Source organism: Shewanella sp. GD04112 (assembly GCF_029835735.1).
In the GTDB taxonomy this organism is placed as follows: Bacteria; Pseudomonadota; Gammaproteobacteria; order Enterobacterales; family Shewanellaceae; genus Shewanella.
The window spans coordinates 2014085-2032541 of sequence record NZ_JAOEAL010000001.1 but is presented as its reverse complement, the minus strand read 5'-3'; the positions used below and the strand labels follow the sequence as shown (position 1 = coordinate 2032541).

Here is an 18457-nt window from a genome sequence, read left to right as displayed (position 1 = left end):
TCACGGCGCGTTGTCTTCCATTACATACACAAAAGAGCCACCTTCTATACCCAGAAAGTGACTCTTCGAGAGCTATATTATTATTGATTTAAGCTCGGGTTCTCGCATTACACAGCTCGCTTAAGCAGCATTGACTTAATGTGACCAATTGCTTTAGTCGGATTAAGTCCTTTTGGACAGACGTCAACGCAGTTCATGATGCCGTGGCAACGGAACACGCTGTAGGCGTCGTCCAGCTCAGAAAGACGTTCTTCTGTCGCTGTATCGCGGCTGTCGATCAAGAAACGGTAAGCGTGTAGCAGACCGCTAGGACCGATAAACTTATCAGGATTCCACCAGAACGATGGACAAGCCGTAGAACAACATGCACACATGATACATTCGTACAGACCATCTAAATGGGCACGCTGTTCAGGTGACTGTAAATGTTCACGAGCAGGCATCTTCTCATCGTTGATGAGGAACGGCTTGATCTTCTCGTACTGCTTGTAGAACTGAGTTAAATCAACCACTAAGTCACGTACGACTGGCATACCTGGCAGTGGACGAATTTCCAACTTCTTACCTTTGAAGGTAGAGATTGGCGTAATACAAGCCAGACCGTTTTTACCGTTCATGTTCACACCGTCACTACCGCAAACACCTTCACGGCATGAGCGACGGAACGCTAACGTTGGGTCCTGTTCTTTTAACTTGATCAGTGCATCAAGCACCATCATGTCAGAGCCTTCAGCCACTTCGAGGCTGTAATCCTGCATGTAAGGTTTTGTATCTACATCAGGATTGTAACGATAAACTGCAAATTCCAATTTCATCTTTGCAACTCCTAGTAGGTACGTTTCTTCGGCGGGAATGCTTCACGTAACTTAGGCGCCATATTCACAGCACGACGGTCCATGGTTTCAGTCACGGGGTCAAACAGGGTGTGACATAACCAGTTATCATCATCACGCTCTAAATAGTCTTCACGTGAGTGAGCACCACGGCTCTCTGTACGGAAGTTAGCAGCATAAGCAGTGGCAATTGCCGTCGCCATCAGGTTGTCTAACTCTAAACATTCAATACGTTGAGTGTTGAATTCACGAGAATTATCAGACAACTTGGCATTTTCTAAACGCTTACGGATAGCTTTTAACTGCTCTAAACCTTCTGCCATTGCATCGCCACGGCGGAATACAGAGAAGTTTAATTGCATGCAAAGTTGTAAATCTTTACGGATTTGCGCTGGGTCTTCGCCAGACTTGTTGCTTTCCCAGCGGTTTAAGCGTGCTAAAGTCGCTTGAATTTCCGCATCGGTCGCATCTTTTGGATCCGCAGTCTCATCGAGTGCTTTACCTAAGTGTTGACCCGCAGCGCGGCCAAAGACCACTAAGTCGAGCAGAGAGTTACCGCCTAAGCGGTTAGCACCGTGTACAGACACACAGGCAATCTCACCTACTGCGAATAAACCAACCACATCTTGCTCGCTGCCATCTTCATTCTTACGAATAACTTGACCGCTCACCTTCGTTGGCAAACCACCCATCATATAGTGACAGGTTGGCAAAACTGGGATTGGACCATCGGCCGGATCGATATGCGCGAAGGTACGAGAAAGTTCACACACACCTGGTAGACGGGCTTCTAAGGTCTCTTTACCTAAGTGGTCGAGTTTCAGTAAGCAGTGTGGGCCTAATGGACCATCTAAACCACGGCCTTCACGGATTTCAGTCATCATAGAACGTGCTACCACGTCACGAGATGCTAAGTCCTTGGCGTTTGGTGCATAACGCTCCATGAAACGCTCGCCGTCTTTGTTCAGCAGGTAACCACCTTCACCACGACAACCTTCAGTCACAAGTACACCCGCACCAGCGATACCGGTTGGGTGGAATTGCCACATTTCCATATCTTGCATCTGAACACCAGCACGCATTGCCATACCAACACCGTCACCGGTATTGATGTGTGCGTTTGTGGTTGATGCGTAGATACGACCTGCACCGCCAGTCGCGAGTACAGTGGCCTTGGCTTTGAAGTAAACGATTTCACCCGTTTCGATTTCAATCGCAGTACAACCTACGATGGCACCGTCTTGGTTTTTCACTAAATCGAGGGCATACCACTCAGAAAACACTTGAGTTTTGTGTTTAACGTTCTGTTGGTATAAGCAGTGAAGCAGTGCGTGACCGGTACGGTCTGCCGCTGCAGCGGTACGCGCCGCTTGTTCACCACCGAAGTTTTTAGATTGACCACCGAAAGGACGTTGGTAAATCTTACCGTTATCGAAACGAGAGAAGGGTAAACCCATATGCTCGAGTTCAATAATGGCTTCTGGACCGGTTTGACACATGAATTCGATAGCGTCTTGGTCACCGATAAAGTCGGAACCTTTTACGGTATCGTACATGTGTTGTTCCCAATGGTCTTCATGGGCGTTACCTAACGCAACGGTGATACCACCCTGCGCAGATACGGTATGAGAACGGGTTGGGAATACTTTAGATAAAAGCGCACAGCTCTTACCTTCTTTAGAAATCTGTAATGCTGCGCGCATACCGGCACCGCCGGCACCAATCACTACAGCATCAAACTCACGTACTGGAATACTCACTTAGACACCCCACACAATAACAATGCCGGCCGCCAGATAACAAAAGACGGTGACGACGAAGGTGAACTGTAAAACACCGCGTAACGAAGTGCACTTGACGTAATCCGTCAATACTTGCCATACACCAATCCAGGCGTGAACAAGCAGTGCAACCAGCGCAAGCAGGGTAAACACTTTCATTGGCAGAGCGCTAAACAGGCCGTGCCAAACGTCATAGGTGAGAGGGGAACTACATGCAATAAAGCCAACCATGAAAATGGTGTAACAGGCGAGGATTACTGCACTAGCGCGTAGTAGAATAAAGTCATGAACACCACTGCGTCCAAAACTTGCTGCATTGGTTACCATACCCATAACCCCGCTAAAATTGAAAAGGCTACCGTCAGTACAAATACAGCTTTCGCTGAGGCGGTGCCCGAAGCCAACTCTTCCCAACGACCGGTATCCATTACTAAGTGGCGTAGGCCACCGAATAAGTGATAAGCCAGTGCAGTCAAAATGCCCCACATGATGAACTTCACGACGAAGTTATCAAACAGAGATTGTACGCCTGCGAAACTTTCAGCGGAGGCTAAAGATGAATTTAGCAACCAAATAAGAATGCCAACAGCGAACAGCATGATGACACCGGATACACGGTGAAGAATTGACACAATCGCTGTTGCAGGAAAGCGAATGGTCTGCAGATCTAAATGGACAGGTCTTTGCTTTTTCACGTTCTGCTCACTCAGCTCCATTGAGCATTTTTTTTGTTATGTGAACCGCTTTTGTACAAACTTTAAACCGAGGGGTAAATCAGGGCAAAAGTAAACACAAAAGCAAAGTTTAAACAAACAGATAACTATTTGAACACTCACTTATTTAACATGTAAACAAAGGGTGTTTTAACATCATCGTTTGCGGCCATTATTAGGCGGAGGCAAGTATACTCGCGCGAAATGTCAAATACAAACATCACAGAATGCAAATTTTGTTTTTTTAAGGATATTTTCACCTAAGTGCCAGCTGCACCAAGGAAAGTAAAGAGATTTATACCATGGTCTAACAAATTTAAACGCTTATTTAAATTGAAATGTGATCTAGAATGGCTGTAAAGTAATGGCGGTTTGACATGCCGCACTCACAGATAAGAACGAAGTAAGGAGAACGGGGTATGGCTGATTTAAAAGCCAAATTAGAATTACCAGGGAACGACTCGATAGAATTGCCAGTAAAGCAAGGATCCGCTGGTTTTGACGTAATCGATATCAGTAAACTTGGCAGCAAGGGTTACTTCACTTTTGATCCAGGTTTTCTCGCGACAGCCTCCTGTGAATCTGCAATTACCTATATCGATGGCGATCAAGGTATATTGTTACACCGCGGCTATCCAATCGAGCAACTCGCCGTTGACTCAGATTACTTAGACCTGTGTTACCTGCTGCTTTACGGTGAACTGCCGACGAAAGAGCAATATGCTGAATTTGTACACACAGTAAAAACCCACACTATGGTTCATGAGCAACTCGCCTTCTTCTTTAGAGGTTTCCGTCGTGATGCTCATCCTATGGCGATGTTATGTGGTGTCACTGGTGCATTGTCTGCATTTTATCAAGACTCACTCGATGTCAACGATCCTCGCCACCGCGAAATCGCCGCTTATCGCCTAGTCTCCAAAATGCCAACGATTGCCGCTATGTGCTACAAGTACTCTTCTGGCCAGCCATTCGTTTACCCACGCAATGACTTAAGCTACGCAGGCAACTTCTTAAGCATGATGTTTGCTGTTCCTTGTGAAGAGTACAAGGTAAACCCAATCGTTGAACGTGCTATGGACCGTATCTTCATTCTACATGCGGATCACGAACAAAACGCGTCAACGTCAACCGTACGTTTAGCCGGTTCTTCAGGCGCGAATCCATTCGCGTGTATCGCTGCGGGTATTGCTTCTCTATGGGGCCCTGCGCACGGCGGCGCGAACGAAGCTTGTCTACAAATGTTAGAAGAAATCGGTTCAGTGGACCGTATTCCTGAATTCATCGCCCGTGCGAAAGACAAGAACGACCCATTCCGTCTGATGGGCTTCGGACACCGTGTTTACAAAAACTTTGACCCACGTGCCAAAGTCATGCGTGAAACCTGTCACGAAGTGTTAAAAGAGCTGAAAGTACAAGATCCATTATTAGATGTTGCGATGGAACTTGAGCGTATCGCACTGGAAGACGAATACTTCATTTCGAAGAAACTCTATCCAAACGTCGATTTCTACTCTGGCATCATCATGAAAGCCATTGGTATTCCAACCAGCATGTTCACTGTACTGTTTGCATTAGCACGTACCGTGGGTTGGATTGCTCACTGGAAAGAAATGTTGGATCAACCAGGTCACAAGATCAGCCGTCCACGTCAGCTCTATACTGGCGAGACTGCGCGTGACTTCGTTAGCCAAGATAAACGCTAAACTGCATTTATCGATAAAAGCGCCCTCTGGGCGCTTTTTTATTGGAATTTTTTTCCCCGCCCTTCTCTCCTCTCATCAGTCCCGCTAGCACAATAGCCAATCTCCCCTCACAGGTTATTTAGCATTTCTAATCACTTTTTAAACTTTTTAGCTACATTTAGTAAGTTTGCCTAATCCACAATCTCATAATTTTAAGTTAATTTACTGAAATTAATGTATTTTTAATTTTGGCATGTTTTTCGCTTTAAGATGGCATCACAAAAATGACAACAGGTAATACTCTTATGGAAAAGTCAAAAATTGCTAAGTTCGCCCTACCCGTGCTGTTAGTGTCAATGCTAGCGGCATGCGGCGAAGAGGAAGTGGCTAAAAAAGAAGAACAATATGCCATCCCCGTCGAAACCACTACCGTACTGCAGGGTAATGTGTCTTCGTTTTATAGCACTACGGCGACCCTCGAAGCTCCGCAGGAAGCCAATGTCGTTAGCCGCATTGCCGGCCTTATCGAAGCCATTAATGTCGAAGAAGGTGACCGGGTACAAAAAGGCCAAATCCTCGCGGTTATCGATGCTAAACGTCAGCAATACGATCTCGACCGCTCCGAAGCCGAAGTGAAAATCATCGAGCAAGAGTTAAACCGCTTAAAGAAAATGAGCAACAAAGAGTTTATCAGTGCCGACTCGATGGCCAAACTTGAGTACAACCTACAGGCCGCTATCGCCAAACGCGATCTTGCCGAATTACAAGTCAAAGAAAGCCATGTGGTCTCCCCTATCAATGGCATTATCGCTAAGCGTTATGTGAAGGCCGGTAACATGGCGAAGGAGTTTGGGGATCTGTTTTATATCGTCAATCAAGACGAGCTGCACGGGATTGTGCATTTACCCGAGCAGCAATTAACTAGCCTGCGTTTAGGCCAAGAAGCCCAAGTCTTTAGTAATCAGCAGAGCAAAAACGCTATCCACGCGAAAGTATTGCGGATAAGCCCAGTGGTCGACCCACAGAGCGGCACCTTTAAAGTGACTTTAGCCGTACCGAATCAGAATGCGCATTTAAAGGCCGGTATGTTCACTCGGGTCGAATTGAAGTATGACACCCATGAGAATGTAATCACCGTGCCCTACAGTGCCCTGATCAACCAAGACAACAAACAAGCCCTGTATGTGATTGATGGCACGAGCGCAGATCATCGCGCCAACCGCCGTGAAGTCGAAATTGGTTACCGTGAAGGCGACGCGGTGGAAGTGGTCTCCGGCCTCAAACCCGGCGAGCAAGTCGTGACCCGTGGCCAGCAAAATTTGAAAGACCAATCCTTAGTTGAAGTCATTACCCCACTCGATTTGGCCTCAGCGAAGAACTGATAGGAGTCTTTCATGTCAATCATCAGCACCTCAGTTAAACGGCCAGTCACGGTATGGATGTTCATGCTGGCCATTATGTTATTCGGTATGGTGGGGTTTTCGCGCTTAGCGGTAAAACTCCTGCCCGATTTAAGCTACCCCACCTTGACCATTAGAACCATGTACGACGGTGCCGCGCCCGTTGAAGTGGAGCAATTGGTTTCAAAACCCATTGAAGAAGCCGTCGGTGTGGTGAAAGGCTTGCGTAAGATAAGCTCTATCTCCCGCTCAGGCATGTCTGATGTGGTACTCGAGTTCGAATGGGGTACCACTATGGATATGGCAAGTCTCGATGTGCGTGAAAAACTCGACACTATCGCCCTGCCACTGGATGTTAAAAAGCCATTATTGCTGCGCTTTAACCCCAACCTAGACCCAATCATGCGCCTCGCGCTGTCAGTCCCTAATGCATCAGAGGCTGAACTCAAGCAGATGCGTACCTACGCGGAGGAAGAACTTAAACGCCGTTTAGAAGCTCTTTCAGGTGTAGCTGCAGTGCGCTTATCCGGTGGTTTAGAGCAGGAAGTGCATATTCAGCTCAATCAGGAAAAATTATCCCAGCTCAATTTGAATGCCGATGATATTAAACGCCGCATCAACGAGGAAAACATCAACTTATCTGCGGGTAAAGTGATCCAAGGCGACCGCGAATATCTGGTTCGTACCCTTAACCAATTCAATTCATTGGAAGAACTGGGGCAAGTGATCGTCTATCGCGACGCACAGACCTTAGTACGTCTATTTGAAGTTGCGACCATTACCGATGCCTTTAAAGAGCGTAGCGACATCACCCGTATCGGCAGCCAAGAGTCGATTGAGCTGGCTATCTATAAGGAAGGCGATGCCAACACGGTCGCGGTGGCTAAAAAACTGCGCGATGAGCTAGTCAAAATCAACCAAGATCCTAAGCAAAACAAATTGGAAGTGATTTACGATCAGTCTGAGTTTATTGAGAGTGCCGTAAGTGAAGTCACCTCATCTGCGTTGATGGGCAGTATTTTGTCTATGTTGGTGATTTACCTGTTCCTGCGCAATATTATCCCGACGCTGATCATCTCTATCTCCATCCCCTTCTCGGTGATTGCCACCTTTAACATGATGTATTTTGCCGATATCAGTTTAAATATCATGTCATTAGGCGGTATTGCGCTCGCTATCGGTCTCTTAGTCGACAACGCCATTGTGGTGCTGGAGAACATCGACCGCTGCCGTAACGAAGGCATGAGCAAGTTAGATGCGGCAGTGACAGGGACTAAAGAAGTGGCGGGCGCGATTTTCGCCTCGACCATGACCACGCTTGCAGTGTTTGTCCCCTTGGTATTTGTCGATGGTATTGCGGGCGCCCTATTCTCTGATCAAGCCCTCACAGTGACCTTTGCTCTACTCGCATCACTCTTGGTGGCATTAACCTCAATTCCAATGCTGGCCTCCCGCGAAGGCTTTACAGCACTGCCCGAACTCATCAAGAAAACCCCGAAGGAGAAACCAACGACTAAGCTCGGTAAGTTAAAACACTATAGTGCGACGGTATTTTCCTTCCCGATTGTGTTGCTCTTTAGCTACTTACCGAGTGCATTGCTGACTTTAGCGTTAGTCATTGGTCGCTTCTTCTCTTGGCTGCTTGGGTTAGTGATGCGCCCGCTAAGCAGTGGTTTTAATTTTGTTTACCACGCTATCGAGTCGGTTTATCACAAACTGCTCGCGATAGCACTGCGAAAACAAGTCGCCACTTTGTTGCTAACCATAGGGATCACTGGCGCCTGTATTAGCTTGCTGCCCCGCCTTGGTATGGAGCTCATCCCACCGATGAACCAAGGGGAGTTTTATGTGGAGATCCTGTTGCCTCCTGGCACTGCCGTCGGTGAAACAGACAAAGTACTGCAACAACTCGCGATGTCGATTAAAGACAGACCCGAAGTCAAACATGCCTACAGCCAAGCGGGTAGCGGCGGCCTAATGACCTCTGATACCGCCAGAGGCGGTGAAAACTGGGGGCGTTTACAGGTCGTACTGAGCGATCACACGGCTTACCATCAGGTGACACAAGTGCTGCGTGACACCGCGCGCCGCATCCCTGAGCTGGAAGCTAAAATCGAGCAACCTGAACTCTTTAGCTTTAAAACCCCATTGGAGATTGAGCTTTCGGGTTACGATTTACACTTGCTTAAGCGCAGTGCCGATAATCTGGTTAAGGCACTTTCCGCCTCCGATCGCTTTGCCGATGTGAATACCAGCCTGCGTGATGGTCAGCCAGAACTCAGCATTCGCTTCGACCATGCTCGCTTAGCCGCCTTAGGCATGGATGCGCCCACAGTCGCCAATCGTATTGCCCAGCGCGTTGGCGGTACAGTTGCCAGCCAATACACAGTCCGCGACCGCAAAATTGATATTTTAGTGCGTAGCGAACTGGATGAGCGGGATCAAATCAGTGATATCGATGCGCTAATCATCAACCCGAACAGCCAGCAACCGATTGCCCTAAGCGCCGTGGCTGAAGTGTCATTGCAATTAGGCCCATCGGCGATTAACCGCATCAGCCAACAACGAGTGGCCTTAGTATCGGCCAACCTTGCCTATGGCGACTTAAGTGATGCGGTGGCCGAAGCGCAGCAAATTTTGTCTGCACAGGTCTTGCCCGCCTCGGTTCAAGCACGCTTTGGTGGACAAAATGAGGAAATGGAGCATTCATTCCAATCACTGAAGATTGCGCTGATCCTAGCGGTTTTCCTAGTGTACTTAGTGATGGCGAGTCAATTCGAATCACTGCTGCATCCGCTGCTAATTTTATTCGCCGTGCCGATGGCGCTGGCAGGTAGCGTGCTTGGGCTCTATATCACCCAAACCCATTTGAGTGTGGTGGTGTTTATCGGCCTTATCATGCTCGCGGGGATTGTGGTCAACAACGCCATCGTACTGGTGGATAGAATTAATCAGCTGCGCACCGAAGGCGTGGACAAGCTTGATGCCATTAAGGTCGCGGCCAAATCCCGTCTGCGCCCGATTATGATGACCACCTTAACCACCACCTTAGGTCTGCTGCCGATGGCGTTAGGTTTAGGCGATGGCTCAGAAGTCCGTGCACCGATGGCGATTACCGTGATCTTTGGTCTGAGTCTCTCGACCCTGTTGACCCTGATTGTTATTCCTGTGCTCTATGCCCTGTTTGACCGTAAAAAGTTTGAACATACCGCCACAGCGCAAGACAACACGGCAGAAACCACGGAGGCTCGTCTATGAACCTCACCCGTTTAGCGATAAAACGCCCAGTCACCACCAGCATGTTTTTCTTTGCTATCTTGCTGTTTGGTCTGGCTTCTAGCCGCCTACTGCCGCTCGAAATGTTCCCCGGCATCGATATTCCGCAGATCGTGGTGCAAGTGCCTTACAAAGGCTCAACCCCTGCGGAAGTCGAGCGCGATATCACTAAGGTGCTCGAAGAGTCCCTCGCCACTATGGGCGGTATCGATGAGCTCGAATCCGAATCCTCCCAAGAGGGGGCGGAAATCGAAATCAATATGAAATGGGGCGAAAACGTTGCCACTAAGAGCTTAGAAGCGCGGGAAAAAATCGATGCGGTGCGGCACTTATTGCCCAAGGATGTTGAGCGGGTGTTTATCCGTCAATTCTCCACCGCCGATATGCCAGTATTGACCATACGGATTTCGAGCGACCGCGAGCTTTCTGGCGCATTCGACTTGCTTGATAAGCAGCTTAAGCGCCCGCTGGAGCGGGTCGAAGGGGTGTCTAAAGTCAATCTCTATGGGGTTGAGCAAAAGCAGATTGAGGTCAGGATCAATGCCAACCGTCTTGCCGCTAGTGGTTATTCGGCAACCGAGTTACAGACACGTCTCGGCCGAGAAAACTTTGTACTCAGCGCTGGCACCTTAAGGGAAAGTAATCTGGTTTATCAGGTGTCTCCTAAGGGCGAGTTTCGCAATCTGGAAGACATTAAAGCCCTAGTACTATTACCGGGACTGACCTTAGGTGACGTTGCCGATGTGCAATTTGCGCTACCTGAACGGGTCGAAGGTCGTCACTTAGATAAGCATTACGCTGTGGGTCTGGATGTGTTTAAAGAATCCGGCGCCAACTTAGTGGAAGTGTCTGATCGGGTATTAAAGGTGATTGAGCTTGCCAAGCAAGATCAACAATTCCAAGGTATCCGCTTGTTTATCATGGAAGATCAAGCCTCTGGGGTAAAATCTTCCCTCTCGGATCTGCTGCTGTCGGGATTAATCGGCGCCTTGCTGTCTTTTATCGTGCTGTATTTATTCCTGAGAAACTTCAAGATGACCTTGATTGTGGTGTCATCAGTGCCGATTTCGATTGGTATGACGCTGGCCGCCATGTACCTGCTAGGTTACAGCTTAAACATTCTGTCGATGATGGGACTATTATTGGCGGTCGGTATGCTTATCGATAACGCCGTGGTGGTCACCGAGAGTGTGCTGCAGGAGAAGCAAGGCAAAGCCACCAATAGCGCAGAAGACAATGAAAACGCGGTCATGACAGGGGTAGATAAGGTCAGTCTTGCCGTACTTGCGGGCACTATGACCACGGCTATCGTGTTTTTACCCAATATCTTCGGGGTAAAAGTCGAACTTACTATCTTCCTTGAGCATGTGGCGATTGCGATTTGTATTTCGCTGGCGGCCTCACTGTTAGTGGCTAAAACATTAATTCCATTGATGTTGACTAAGTTTCACTTCGATATCGCGCCGGAGAAAGCACCCGGTAAGTTGCAAAACTTCTACAACCGTAGCCTCAATTGGGTGCTGCTGCGTCCTTGGCGTTCTGGCCTAATTTCGGTGGCCATTTTGGTCTCCACTGCCCTACCGCTATCGATGGTAAAGCAGGATCAGGAGGACAGCCAAAGCAAGGAGCGGATTTACATCAACTACCAAGTAGAAGGTCGCCATAATCTCAATGTGACCGAAGCAATGGTGAGCCAAATGGAAGAGTATCTTTATAACAATAAAGAGGAATTCCATATCGACTCAGTGTATAGCTATTATGCGCCAGACGATGCTTCCTCAGTGATTTTGCTGAAAAAAGACCTACCTATGCCACTGGATGAATTAAAGAAGAAAATCCGCAGCGGTTTTCCTAAATTCTCCATCGCGAAACCTCAATTTGGCTGGGGCAATGATAACTCAGGCGTACGTGTCACGCTCACAGGTCGCTCCACCTCAGAGCTTATCCATTTGAGTGAGCAAGTATTACCTCTGCTCTCCAATATCAAAGGCTTAGTGGATGTGCGCTCCGAAGTGAACGGCGCGCAGCAGGAAGTGGTGATCCGCATTAATCGGCAGATGGCAGCACGACTGGATTTAAAACTCAACGAAGTGGCCTCTAGCATATCAATGGCCCTGCGCGGCTCACCGCTGCGCTCATTTAGGCACGATCCCAATGGGGAGCTGCGTATCGAAATGGCCTATGAGAAGGAATGGCAAAAATCCCTCGAGAAGCTAAAGCAACTGCCTATCGTGCGTATCGACCAACGCCTGTATACCCTTGATAACCTTGCTAGTATCGAGATTTTACCTAGGTTCGATACCATCAAGCACTACAATCGCCAAACCTCGCTTTCAATCGGCGCGAACTTAGACAAGCTCACCACAGAAGAAGCACAAACGAAGATCAAACAGGTGATGGAAAACGTGCGCTTCCCGAATGGTTATAACTATTCACTGCGCGGAGGGTTTGAGCGTCAGGATGAAGATCAGAGCGTCATGGCTATCAATATGCTGCTTGCTATTGCCATGATTTACATCGTAATGGCGGCGCTGTTTGAATCTTTATTATTACCGACGGCGATTATCACCTCGATTCTGTTCTCGATCACTGGCGTCTTTTGGGCTTTGCTGCTCACAGGCACGCCTATGTCAGTCATGGCCATGATAGGGATCTTGATTCTTATGGGAATTGTGGTGAATAACGGCATCGTATTGGTCGACCAAATCAACCAAATGACGCCTGAACTCGATAAGCTGTCGGATACCATACGTGAAGTCTGTATTACCCGTCTGCGCCCTGTGCTAATGACGGTCGGAACGACGGTGCTGGGCCTAGTGCCACTGGCGATGGGCGAAACCCAAATCGGCGGCGGTGGTCCACCCTACTCACCGATGGCTATCGCCATTATCGGCGGTTTGTCGTTCTCAACGGTGACGAGTCTGTATTTGGTTCCCTTGTGCTACCAACTGCTCTACAGAATGCGTTATCGCGCCGCGGTGCGCCTAGGTGAATCAAACCGCATCGCCCAAAAACTCTTACCTTGGACGGTATAGTTAATTGATGTCTGCGATATAAGTTCGCATCACACTTGAAAAATAGGCTGGCTTGCATCAAAACAAGCCAGCCTATTTTTTCTTAATAGCGCTTAATCAATAACGTTAGTCAATAGCGTTAATCAATAGAGTCTGCCGTTGTACTCACAACACAAAAGCGAATTTGAAATAACTGCTCAAGGCCGGGATAAATCTCTTGGATCACTCGGCGCAGCTCTGGCAGCGTCATATTCTCTTGGGCAGCATGTTGCTCTGTCAGCGCAGAAAACAGCACAGGCACAACCTCAATGACCTTGATATCACAAAACCAACGGTCAGCTTCAAAGGTCGATACCGGCAAAATTTGTCCGGCGAACACATGAGACTCGGCTTCATCCCTTAAGGTAATGGTCTTAGCCCCCGATAAAATATCCTGCTCGAAACGCTCAAAGAAAGTGATTTTGGTTAACAAAGCGCCTCCATAACAAACACTCACGTAGTATGCAGAACTTAACGACTGTTAAATCTGCATTTATTTAGTTAAACCGTTAAAGGTCAATACCTTACTGGTCGTCAATATAGCGGTTATGGCCATGGGTGAACAGTACGGTAAATAAAATAACTCATACTTTAGCGCGGTAATACCCAGCAAAACTTAGCCACCATCCTCTTAGGCAACAGCAAAACATGGAGAGATTGGCAATATTCAGTTAGAATCCAGCTTTAATTGAGCCACTGGACTCAGCCTGTATAGGCAAAAACCGAATTAGAGATGTTATGAACAAGAAGCAAAAGATCGTTAAGAAGATGGCTAAGCGCGAAAAAGCCAAACAAAACAAAATCGAGAAACCCAAAGTGGGTGCAAAACCGCGTTATATTTCTAAAGCGGAGCGCGCGCGTCTCGAAGCCGAAACGCCAGAAGCAGTGGCTTTAGAAGTAGCGCAAGATAGCGCAGGTACCGATGCATCTAGCGCGGAAGATAAGGCTGCGAGCTAAGCCGCTTTGTGTCGTGACGCTCAGAATGCTCGCACTCGCATAAAACGCTTTCCCGTGAATGCGGATATGCCAAACATAAAGGCCACTTTTCAGTGGCCTTTATGTTTTATCAGTTTTTATGACTCTTTATGATTACCAGGATGGTTATCTAAGGGGTTACGGCGTATTAGGTTTTGCTTTATCAAAATCCACCGCAGCCGTGGCCGCCTCGCATTCCTGCTCTTCGGTCAATTGGCCCATTTGTACATGGGAGGATGAAAACGGACTCGTAGATGAAGGCAGATTTTGGCCAACACAATTAGCAATTTCTTCCTCATCCCCCGCCAGCAATTGCTGGCACTTGGCCTGCGCCTCTTCGGTATCGTTCCCCAAGGGCTGTGCTGCGTTTGCGCGGCTTGCCAGTGCGACTTTATCGACTAATCGATAAGCCACCCATACACCCATGATCCCAAACAGAATCGAGCCCAATACTTGGCCAATTAACACACCGTATACCCCGCCCCACTGCGCGCCAAAATACACGAATGGCACTGTGCCTAATGTGGCTTTACCGACGTTGAACAGGGTGGAATATTTGGCTTTGCCCAGATTATTAAACGAAGCATTGGCCACAAATAAAATGCCAGAGAAGGTAAAAAACACCGCGATGTAGCTACAGAAAAACTCGATAAGCGCCGCGCTATCGCCTTTCATATCGAACAGGCTCACCACCTGCGATTTGAGCAAAAACAGTAGCAGCGACATCACCACCACATACAAGGTACAAAATTGAATCGCCTTAGTTAAACTCTCGCGCACCCGGTCGAATCGGCCCGCCCCAAAGTTTTGCCCAACAATCGGCCCAATGGCGCCGGATAACGCAAAAATCATCCCAAAGGTGACCGGGACTAACCTGCCAAGCACCGCCCAACCAGCCACATAGGCATCACCAAAATCCGCAATCGCGCGGGTCACAAAGGCGTTACCAATGGGCGTAGCGATATTCGTCAGCATGGCAGGTCCAGCGATGGCGAAAATCGGTTTGAGATCGGCAACAAAATAGCTGAAGTTAAACTTACCTAGCAGTTGATGTTTTACCACCACACCCCGCCCGGCAATGATAAAGACCGCGATACGGGCAAGGACCGACGCCAGTGCCGCGCCTTCAATCCCCATGGCAAACAGGAAAATAAAAATTGGATCCAGCACCGCATTAACGCCGCCGCCCGCTAAGGTCGACATCATCGACAGCTTGGCATCCCCAACGGCACGCAGCGCACCGCCAAGGGCCATCGCAAGGCAAATAAAGGGTAAAGAAGGCACCAAAATGTACAGATAACTCTCGGCAAGTTCAGCGGTATGGCCGCTCGCCCCTACCAAAGTCACTAATTCGGGGATAAAACAGGTCACCACCACACTCACAAAAAGGCTGATTAAGGTGGTCACCGCCGCACTATTGAGCAAGAGGCGTTTAGCTAACTCGACATCCTTTGCACCAATCGAGCGGGAAACTAACGCCCCGAGGGCAATCGACAGGCCGATACCGATAGAGGTCGTAAAAAACGAAATACTGCCCGCATAGCCCACCGCCGCGGCCAGTTCATGTTCGCCGAGTAAACTTAAGAAGAAAATATCGAGTAAATCGACCACAAATAAGGCAGAAATCCCCACGGCGGCGGTCGAACTCATCACGAGGATATGACGAAGAATCGAACCTTCAACGAATTTGGCTTGGGTCATGGGGTTGTTTTACCTTGATCTATTGGATGGACTGACATCAAATCCAGTCTGCGGCTCTCGCCACTTAAGCAGTCTCTTGAGTAAGTAAGCCTACCATGAGGCAGCGCACATAATAAATCATTTAAACGATTTGGTTTGTTACGAATAACTTACACACTCAAGCCTTTACTCTCACAATAGCCTGTTTTGTTCGACTGACGCCAAGCAATGTCACTCGGTCTGCTTAAGCCCGTCACTTAAGTCAGTCGTTTAAGCCAAACGGCTTATTCCAAATAGTTAGTCCCAACCGGTTAAATCCAATCACTTAAGCCCAACCAGTTGGTCTAAGTATCTTTCTTTAGTTAGGTCGATGATAACCAGTGGATATCGACATCTCGTTTGGGGGAATTGCCAAACAGGCGCGAGTATTCCCGGGAAAATTGCGATGGACTCTCATAACCAACACGATAAGCGGCTGCGGCAGCATCTATGTTCTCGCTTAACATCAATCGACGAGCCTCCATCAAGCGTAACCGTTTTTGATATTGCAGCGGACTCATCGAGGTCAATTGGCGAAAATGATGGTGAAAGGTTGATTTACTCATTCGGGTCATATCGGCTAAATCATCAATGCTAAAATGTTGGGCAAAATTCACTTTAAGCCACTCGATAGAATGCGCGATGCGTAAACCATGGCTGCCCGCCGAGACTATTTGCCTTAAGCGCGCGCCCTGCTCACTGATAAGCACACGCCAAAAAATCTCTCTTTTAATCAGAGGCGCAAGCACAGGAATCGACTCAGGCTCATCGAGTAAGGCGACTAAACGGCTGAAAGCATTCAGCAAGCTTGGGGTGGAATGGCCTAAAATCATGCCTTGGTCAGTAACTGTATCCTTTTGCCTCGCTAAGGGCGTTTGCAACATTAAGTCACTCATCACCGCCAAATCGAGTTTTAGCACGACACCGAGGTAAGGTTTTTCAGCACTAGCCTCTAACACTTGCATGGTGGCGGGTAACTCTAAAGAGGTGATTAAGAATCGACTCGGATCGTAGATCAATACCTGCTCCCCCAAGGTCATGCTCTTCGCGCCTTGCACCACAACTGCAATACTTGGCTCGACAATACAGACCGAGTTGGAGGTGGGCGCATTCTGCCGATAAAACTCGAGCCCCTCGACCTCAGATGATGCCCATTCGACGCCAAGGGTTCTTTTGGCCACATTGTCGGCAAGCACTTGGGAAAAACAATCCATCATTTGCATTTCACTCATCAGTTTTCACCCGTTTTTATCAGTAGCAGTCGGCACTCAGTCATCTGAATTTATCTTACTCGCAACTTATCGCGTTAGCATACGAAATGCCTAACAATTGGAGAATTAGGCAAGCATTACCGACGAATGAACTACCCTGCGCGTCCGCAAGTGGCAAGAATAAGGGGCCGAGTAAGTGATTTTTCGCCATTGAAAAGGATAAATCGATGAAACCCATGCATTTTGGATTAGGCTCCCTGCTATTGTTAACTCTTGGCGTTCAGGCAGCTGAGTCAGTGCCAGCATCAGTGCCTGTGTCAGAGGCAAGGCCTAAAACCGTGATTGCTGCTGAGCAAATCAGTATTGCCCACAATGGCACTCAACTCCCTGTGACGGGACTCGAAGACTATTTTACCGGCCGAGTGCGCGTTGAGCCTTTGTTTCAGGCCAAGGGCGAAGGTCGCGCATCTGGCGCCTTAGTCACCTTTGAGCCGGGCAGTCGCACCCATTGGCATACTCATCCAGTAGGGCAAACCTTAATCGTCACCTCAGGAATGGGCTGGGTACAGCAAGAAGGTCAAACACGCCTTGAAATCCTGCCAGGGGATGTGGTGCAGATCCCTGCGAATGTCAAACATTGGCATGGCGCGACGGGCAGCACACCCATGACGCATATCGCCATACAAGAAGCCAACGCGGGTAAGGTGGTCACATGGCTAGAAAGTGTCTCCCCAGCTCAATATGACAAGCCCTGAATCAAGCTTAGCGACTCTTCGCCAAAGCAAGTAAAACCAAAGCAAGCTACAAACGCCATAACGCAATCTAAGGAGACTTCGATGAACATTAGTGTGACCGCAAACGGCAAAGCGTATCGATTAACCCTCCTCGATAATCCAACGGCAAAGGATTTCTACGCCAGCTTACCCCTAAAGCTAACGCTTAAGGACTATGCCAATACCGAAAAAATCGCCATGCTCGAGCAAAAACTCACCAAAGCGCAGGCCCCCAAAGGCACCAGCGCTAAGCGTGGCGATATCACCTATTATGCCCCTTGGGGTAACTTAGCTCTGTTTTATAGGGACTATGGGTATGCCGATGGCTTAATCCCGCTCGGCACTCTTAGTAACGAGACGAGTCAAGAGATGAGCAAAGCAATGAGTGAAGAATTTATCGAACTGCTTAGTGGTAAAGATCTCGATGTGGTGTTCGATAAACAGCCCTAACCATCAAAAGCACAACATCAAAAGCAAAAAAGGCGACACTGAGTTCGCCTTTTATTTTTTAATTCCGAGCATTTCGCCAGTGATTGAGTTACTCGCTGACACTGCCGCCATTTAAGTACACTGTATCAGTAACAGGTTCAAACCAATCAACCGGTTTACCATCAAGCGCCTCTTGAACGGCCACATGCTGCATGGAAGATGATGCAGTTGCACCATGCCAATGACGCTTACCACAATTACACCAAATCAAATCCCCAGGGCGAATCGTGGTGCGCTCCCCCCCTTCACACTGGGTCCAGCCTTCACCTTGGGTGACCAATAGCATTTGCCCGAGTGGATGGCTATGCCAATGGGTTCGCGCGCCCGCTGAAAAGTTCACTACGGCCATACCCACCCGCGCTGGTGGTGGCGCATTAAATAAGCTGCTGATCACCACCTCGCCGGTAAACCATTCACTCGGCCCTTTAATCGGCTGTTGTGTTCCTGCGGGGATCAGTGTCATGGATGCGGTTTCTAAGGTATTCATCAAAAACTCCTTTGCTGACGTTGTCTTAAGCTGATTTAAAAGTGATGGCGGCATGGGGAATG

At 48.4% G+C, this 18457-nt stretch carries 15 protein-coding genes; 7 read left to right on the top strand and 8 right to left on the bottom strand.

Annotation, left to right across the window (positions count from 1 at the left end; translation table 11 throughout):
* Positions 1-107: 107 nt before the first annotated feature.
* Genes N7386_RS09125 through sdhC form a run of 4 tightly spaced genes read right to left on the bottom strand, consistent with a single transcriptional unit; the run spans position 108 to position 3330 of the window.
* Positions 108-815 (bottom strand): succinate dehydrogenase iron-sulfur subunit, encoded by a 708-nt coding sequence (locus N7386_RS09125; RefSeq protein ID WP_011622413.1) that lies wholly within the window; start codon positions 813-815, stop codon positions 108-110.
* An 11-nt stretch (positions 816-826) separates the two neighbouring features.
* A complete protein-coding gene (sdhA, locus tag N7386_RS09120) occupies positions 827-2593 on the bottom strand; it encodes a succinate dehydrogenase flavoprotein subunit (RefSeq protein WP_279768098.1) in 1767 nt (588 codons plus the stop codon).
* Positions 2594-2941, bottom strand: a complete 348-nt coding sequence (sdhD, locus tag N7386_RS09115; RefSeq protein ID WP_011622411.1) for a succinate dehydrogenase, hydrophobic membrane anchor protein — start codon at positions 2939-2941, stop codon at positions 2594-2596.
* On the bottom strand, positions 2935-3330 hold the full coding sequence (gene sdhC / locus N7386_RS09110) for a succinate dehydrogenase cytochrome b556 subunit (RefSeq protein WP_011622410.1): 396 nt from the start codon (positions 3328-3330) through the stop codon (positions 2935-2937). The genes sdhD and sdhC overlap by 7 nt, the downstream gene beginning before the upstream one ends.
* A 416-nt stretch (positions 3331-3746) precedes the next feature.
* Between sdhC and N7386_RS09105 the strand changes: the two genes are divergently transcribed.
* From N7386_RS09105 to N7386_RS09090, 4 genes are all read left to right on the top strand, one after another.
* The gene (locus N7386_RS09105; protein ID WP_011622409.1) at positions 3747-5033 is read left to right on the top strand and encodes a citrate synthase; all 1287 of its coding nucleotides are present in this window, start codon (positions 3747-3749) and stop codon (positions 5031-5033) included.
* 284 nt (positions 5034-5317) lie between these two features.
* Positions 5318-6394 (top strand): efflux RND transporter periplasmic adaptor subunit, encoded by a 1077-nt coding sequence (locus N7386_RS09100; RefSeq protein WP_011622408.1) that lies wholly within the window; start codon positions 5318-5320, stop codon positions 6392-6394.
* A 12-nt stretch (positions 6395-6406) separates the two neighbouring features.
* Positions 6407-9670, top strand: coding sequence for an efflux RND transporter permease subunit (locus N7386_RS09095; protein WP_279768093.1), 3264 nt, complete (start codon positions 6407-6409; stop codon positions 9668-9670).
* On the top strand, positions 9667-12723 hold the full coding sequence (locus tag N7386_RS09090; protein ID WP_109287788.1) for an efflux RND transporter permease subunit: 3057 nt from the start codon (positions 9667-9669) through the stop codon (positions 12721-12723). The genes N7386_RS09095 and N7386_RS09090 overlap by 4 nt, the downstream gene beginning before the upstream one ends.
* A gap of 118 nt (positions 12724-12841) precedes the next feature.
* Here N7386_RS09090 and yqfB read toward each other — a convergent pair whose 3' ends face one another.
* Positions 12842-13174 (bottom strand): N(4)-acetylcytidine aminohydrolase, encoded by a 333-nt coding sequence (yqfB, locus tag N7386_RS09085; RefSeq protein ID WP_126512992.1) that lies wholly within the window; start codon positions 13172-13174, stop codon positions 12842-12844.
* 305 nt (positions 13175-13479) lie between these two features.
* Between yqfB and N7386_RS09080 the strand changes: the two genes are divergently transcribed.
* Complete coding sequence (locus tag N7386_RS09080; protein ID WP_126512991.1) at positions 13480-13698, top strand: DUF2986 domain-containing protein; 219 nt, start codon at positions 13480-13482, stop codon at positions 13696-13698.
* Between the two features lie 156 nt (positions 13699-13854).
* Here the strand turns inward: N7386_RS09080 and N7386_RS09075 are convergent, their stop codons facing one another.
* On the bottom strand, positions 13855-15417 hold the full coding sequence (locus N7386_RS09075; RefSeq protein ID WP_248968058.1) for an MATE family efflux transporter: 1563 nt from the start codon (positions 15415-15417) through the stop codon (positions 13855-13857).
* A 341-nt stretch (positions 15418-15758) separates the two neighbouring features.
* Entirely contained in the window at positions 15759-16667 is a 909-nt protein-coding gene (locus tag N7386_RS09070) for an AraC family transcriptional regulator (protein WP_279768086.1), read from the bottom strand.
* Positions 16668-16873: 206 nt separating this feature from the next.
* On the opposite strand from N7386_RS09070, the gene N7386_RS09065 reads away from it, so the two are divergent.
* Positions 16874-17401, top strand: coding sequence for a cupin domain-containing protein (locus N7386_RS09065; protein ID WP_126512988.1), 528 nt, complete (start codon positions 16874-16876; stop codon positions 17399-17401).
* A gap of 81 nt (positions 17402-17482) precedes the next feature.
* Complete coding sequence (locus N7386_RS09060) at positions 17483-17869, top strand: cyclophilin-like fold protein (RefSeq protein ID WP_164717940.1); 387 nt, start codon at positions 17483-17485, stop codon at positions 17867-17869.
* A gap of 88 nt (positions 17870-17957) precedes the next feature.
* Here N7386_RS09060 and N7386_RS09055 read toward each other — a convergent pair whose 3' ends face one another.
* Entirely contained in the window at positions 17958-18395 is a 438-nt protein-coding gene (locus tag N7386_RS09055) for a cupin domain-containing protein (protein ID WP_126512987.1), read from the bottom strand.
* Positions 18396-18457 lie beyond the last annotated feature (62 nt).

Coding starts and splice junctions, on each gene's coding strand:
- sdhD (WP_011622411.1), bottom strand. CDS start 2,941: ATGGTAACCAATGCAGCAAGTTTTGGACGCAGTGGTGTTCATGACTTT.
- sdhC (WP_011622410.1), bottom strand. CDS start 3,330: ATGGAGCTGAGTGAGCAGAACGTGAAAAAGCAAAGACCTGTCCATTTA.
- N7386_RS09055 (WP_126512987.1), bottom strand. CDS start 18,395: ATGAATACCTTAGAAACCGCATCCATGACACTGATCCCCGCAGGAACA.
- N7386_RS09095 (WP_279768093.1), top strand. CDS start 6,407: ATGTCAATCATCAGCACCTCAGTTAAACGGCCAGTCACGGTATGGATG.
- N7386_RS09060 (WP_164717940.1), top strand. CDS start 17,483: ATGAACATTAGTGTGACCGCAAACGGCAAAGCGTATCGATTAACCCTC.
- N7386_RS09090 (WP_109287788.1), top strand. CDS start 9,667: ATGAACCTCACCCGTTTAGCGATAAAACGCCCAGTCACCACCAGCATG.
- N7386_RS09080 (WP_126512991.1), top strand. CDS start 13,480: ATGAACAAGAAGCAAAAGATCGTTAAGAAGATGGCTAAGCGCGAAAAA.
- N7386_RS09125 (WP_011622413.1), bottom strand. CDS start 815: ATGAAATTGGAATTTGCAGTTTATCGTTACAATCCTGATGTAGATACA.
- N7386_RS09065 (WP_126512988.1), top strand. CDS start 16,874: ATGAAACCCATGCATTTTGGATTAGGCTCCCTGCTATTGTTAACTCTT.
- N7386_RS09075 (WP_248968058.1), bottom strand. CDS start 15,417: ATGACCCAAGCCAAATTCGTTGAAGGTTCGATTCTTCGTCATATCCTC.
- N7386_RS09100 (WP_011622408.1), top strand. CDS start 5,318: ATGGAAAAGTCAAAAATTGCTAAGTTCGCCCTACCCGTGCTGTTAGTG.
- N7386_RS09070 (WP_279768086.1), bottom strand. CDS start 16,667: ATGAGTGAAATGCAAATGATGGATTGTTTTTCCCAAGTGCTTGCCGAC.
- N7386_RS09105 (WP_011622409.1), top strand. CDS start 3,747: ATGGCTGATTTAAAAGCCAAATTAGAATTACCAGGGAACGACTCGATA.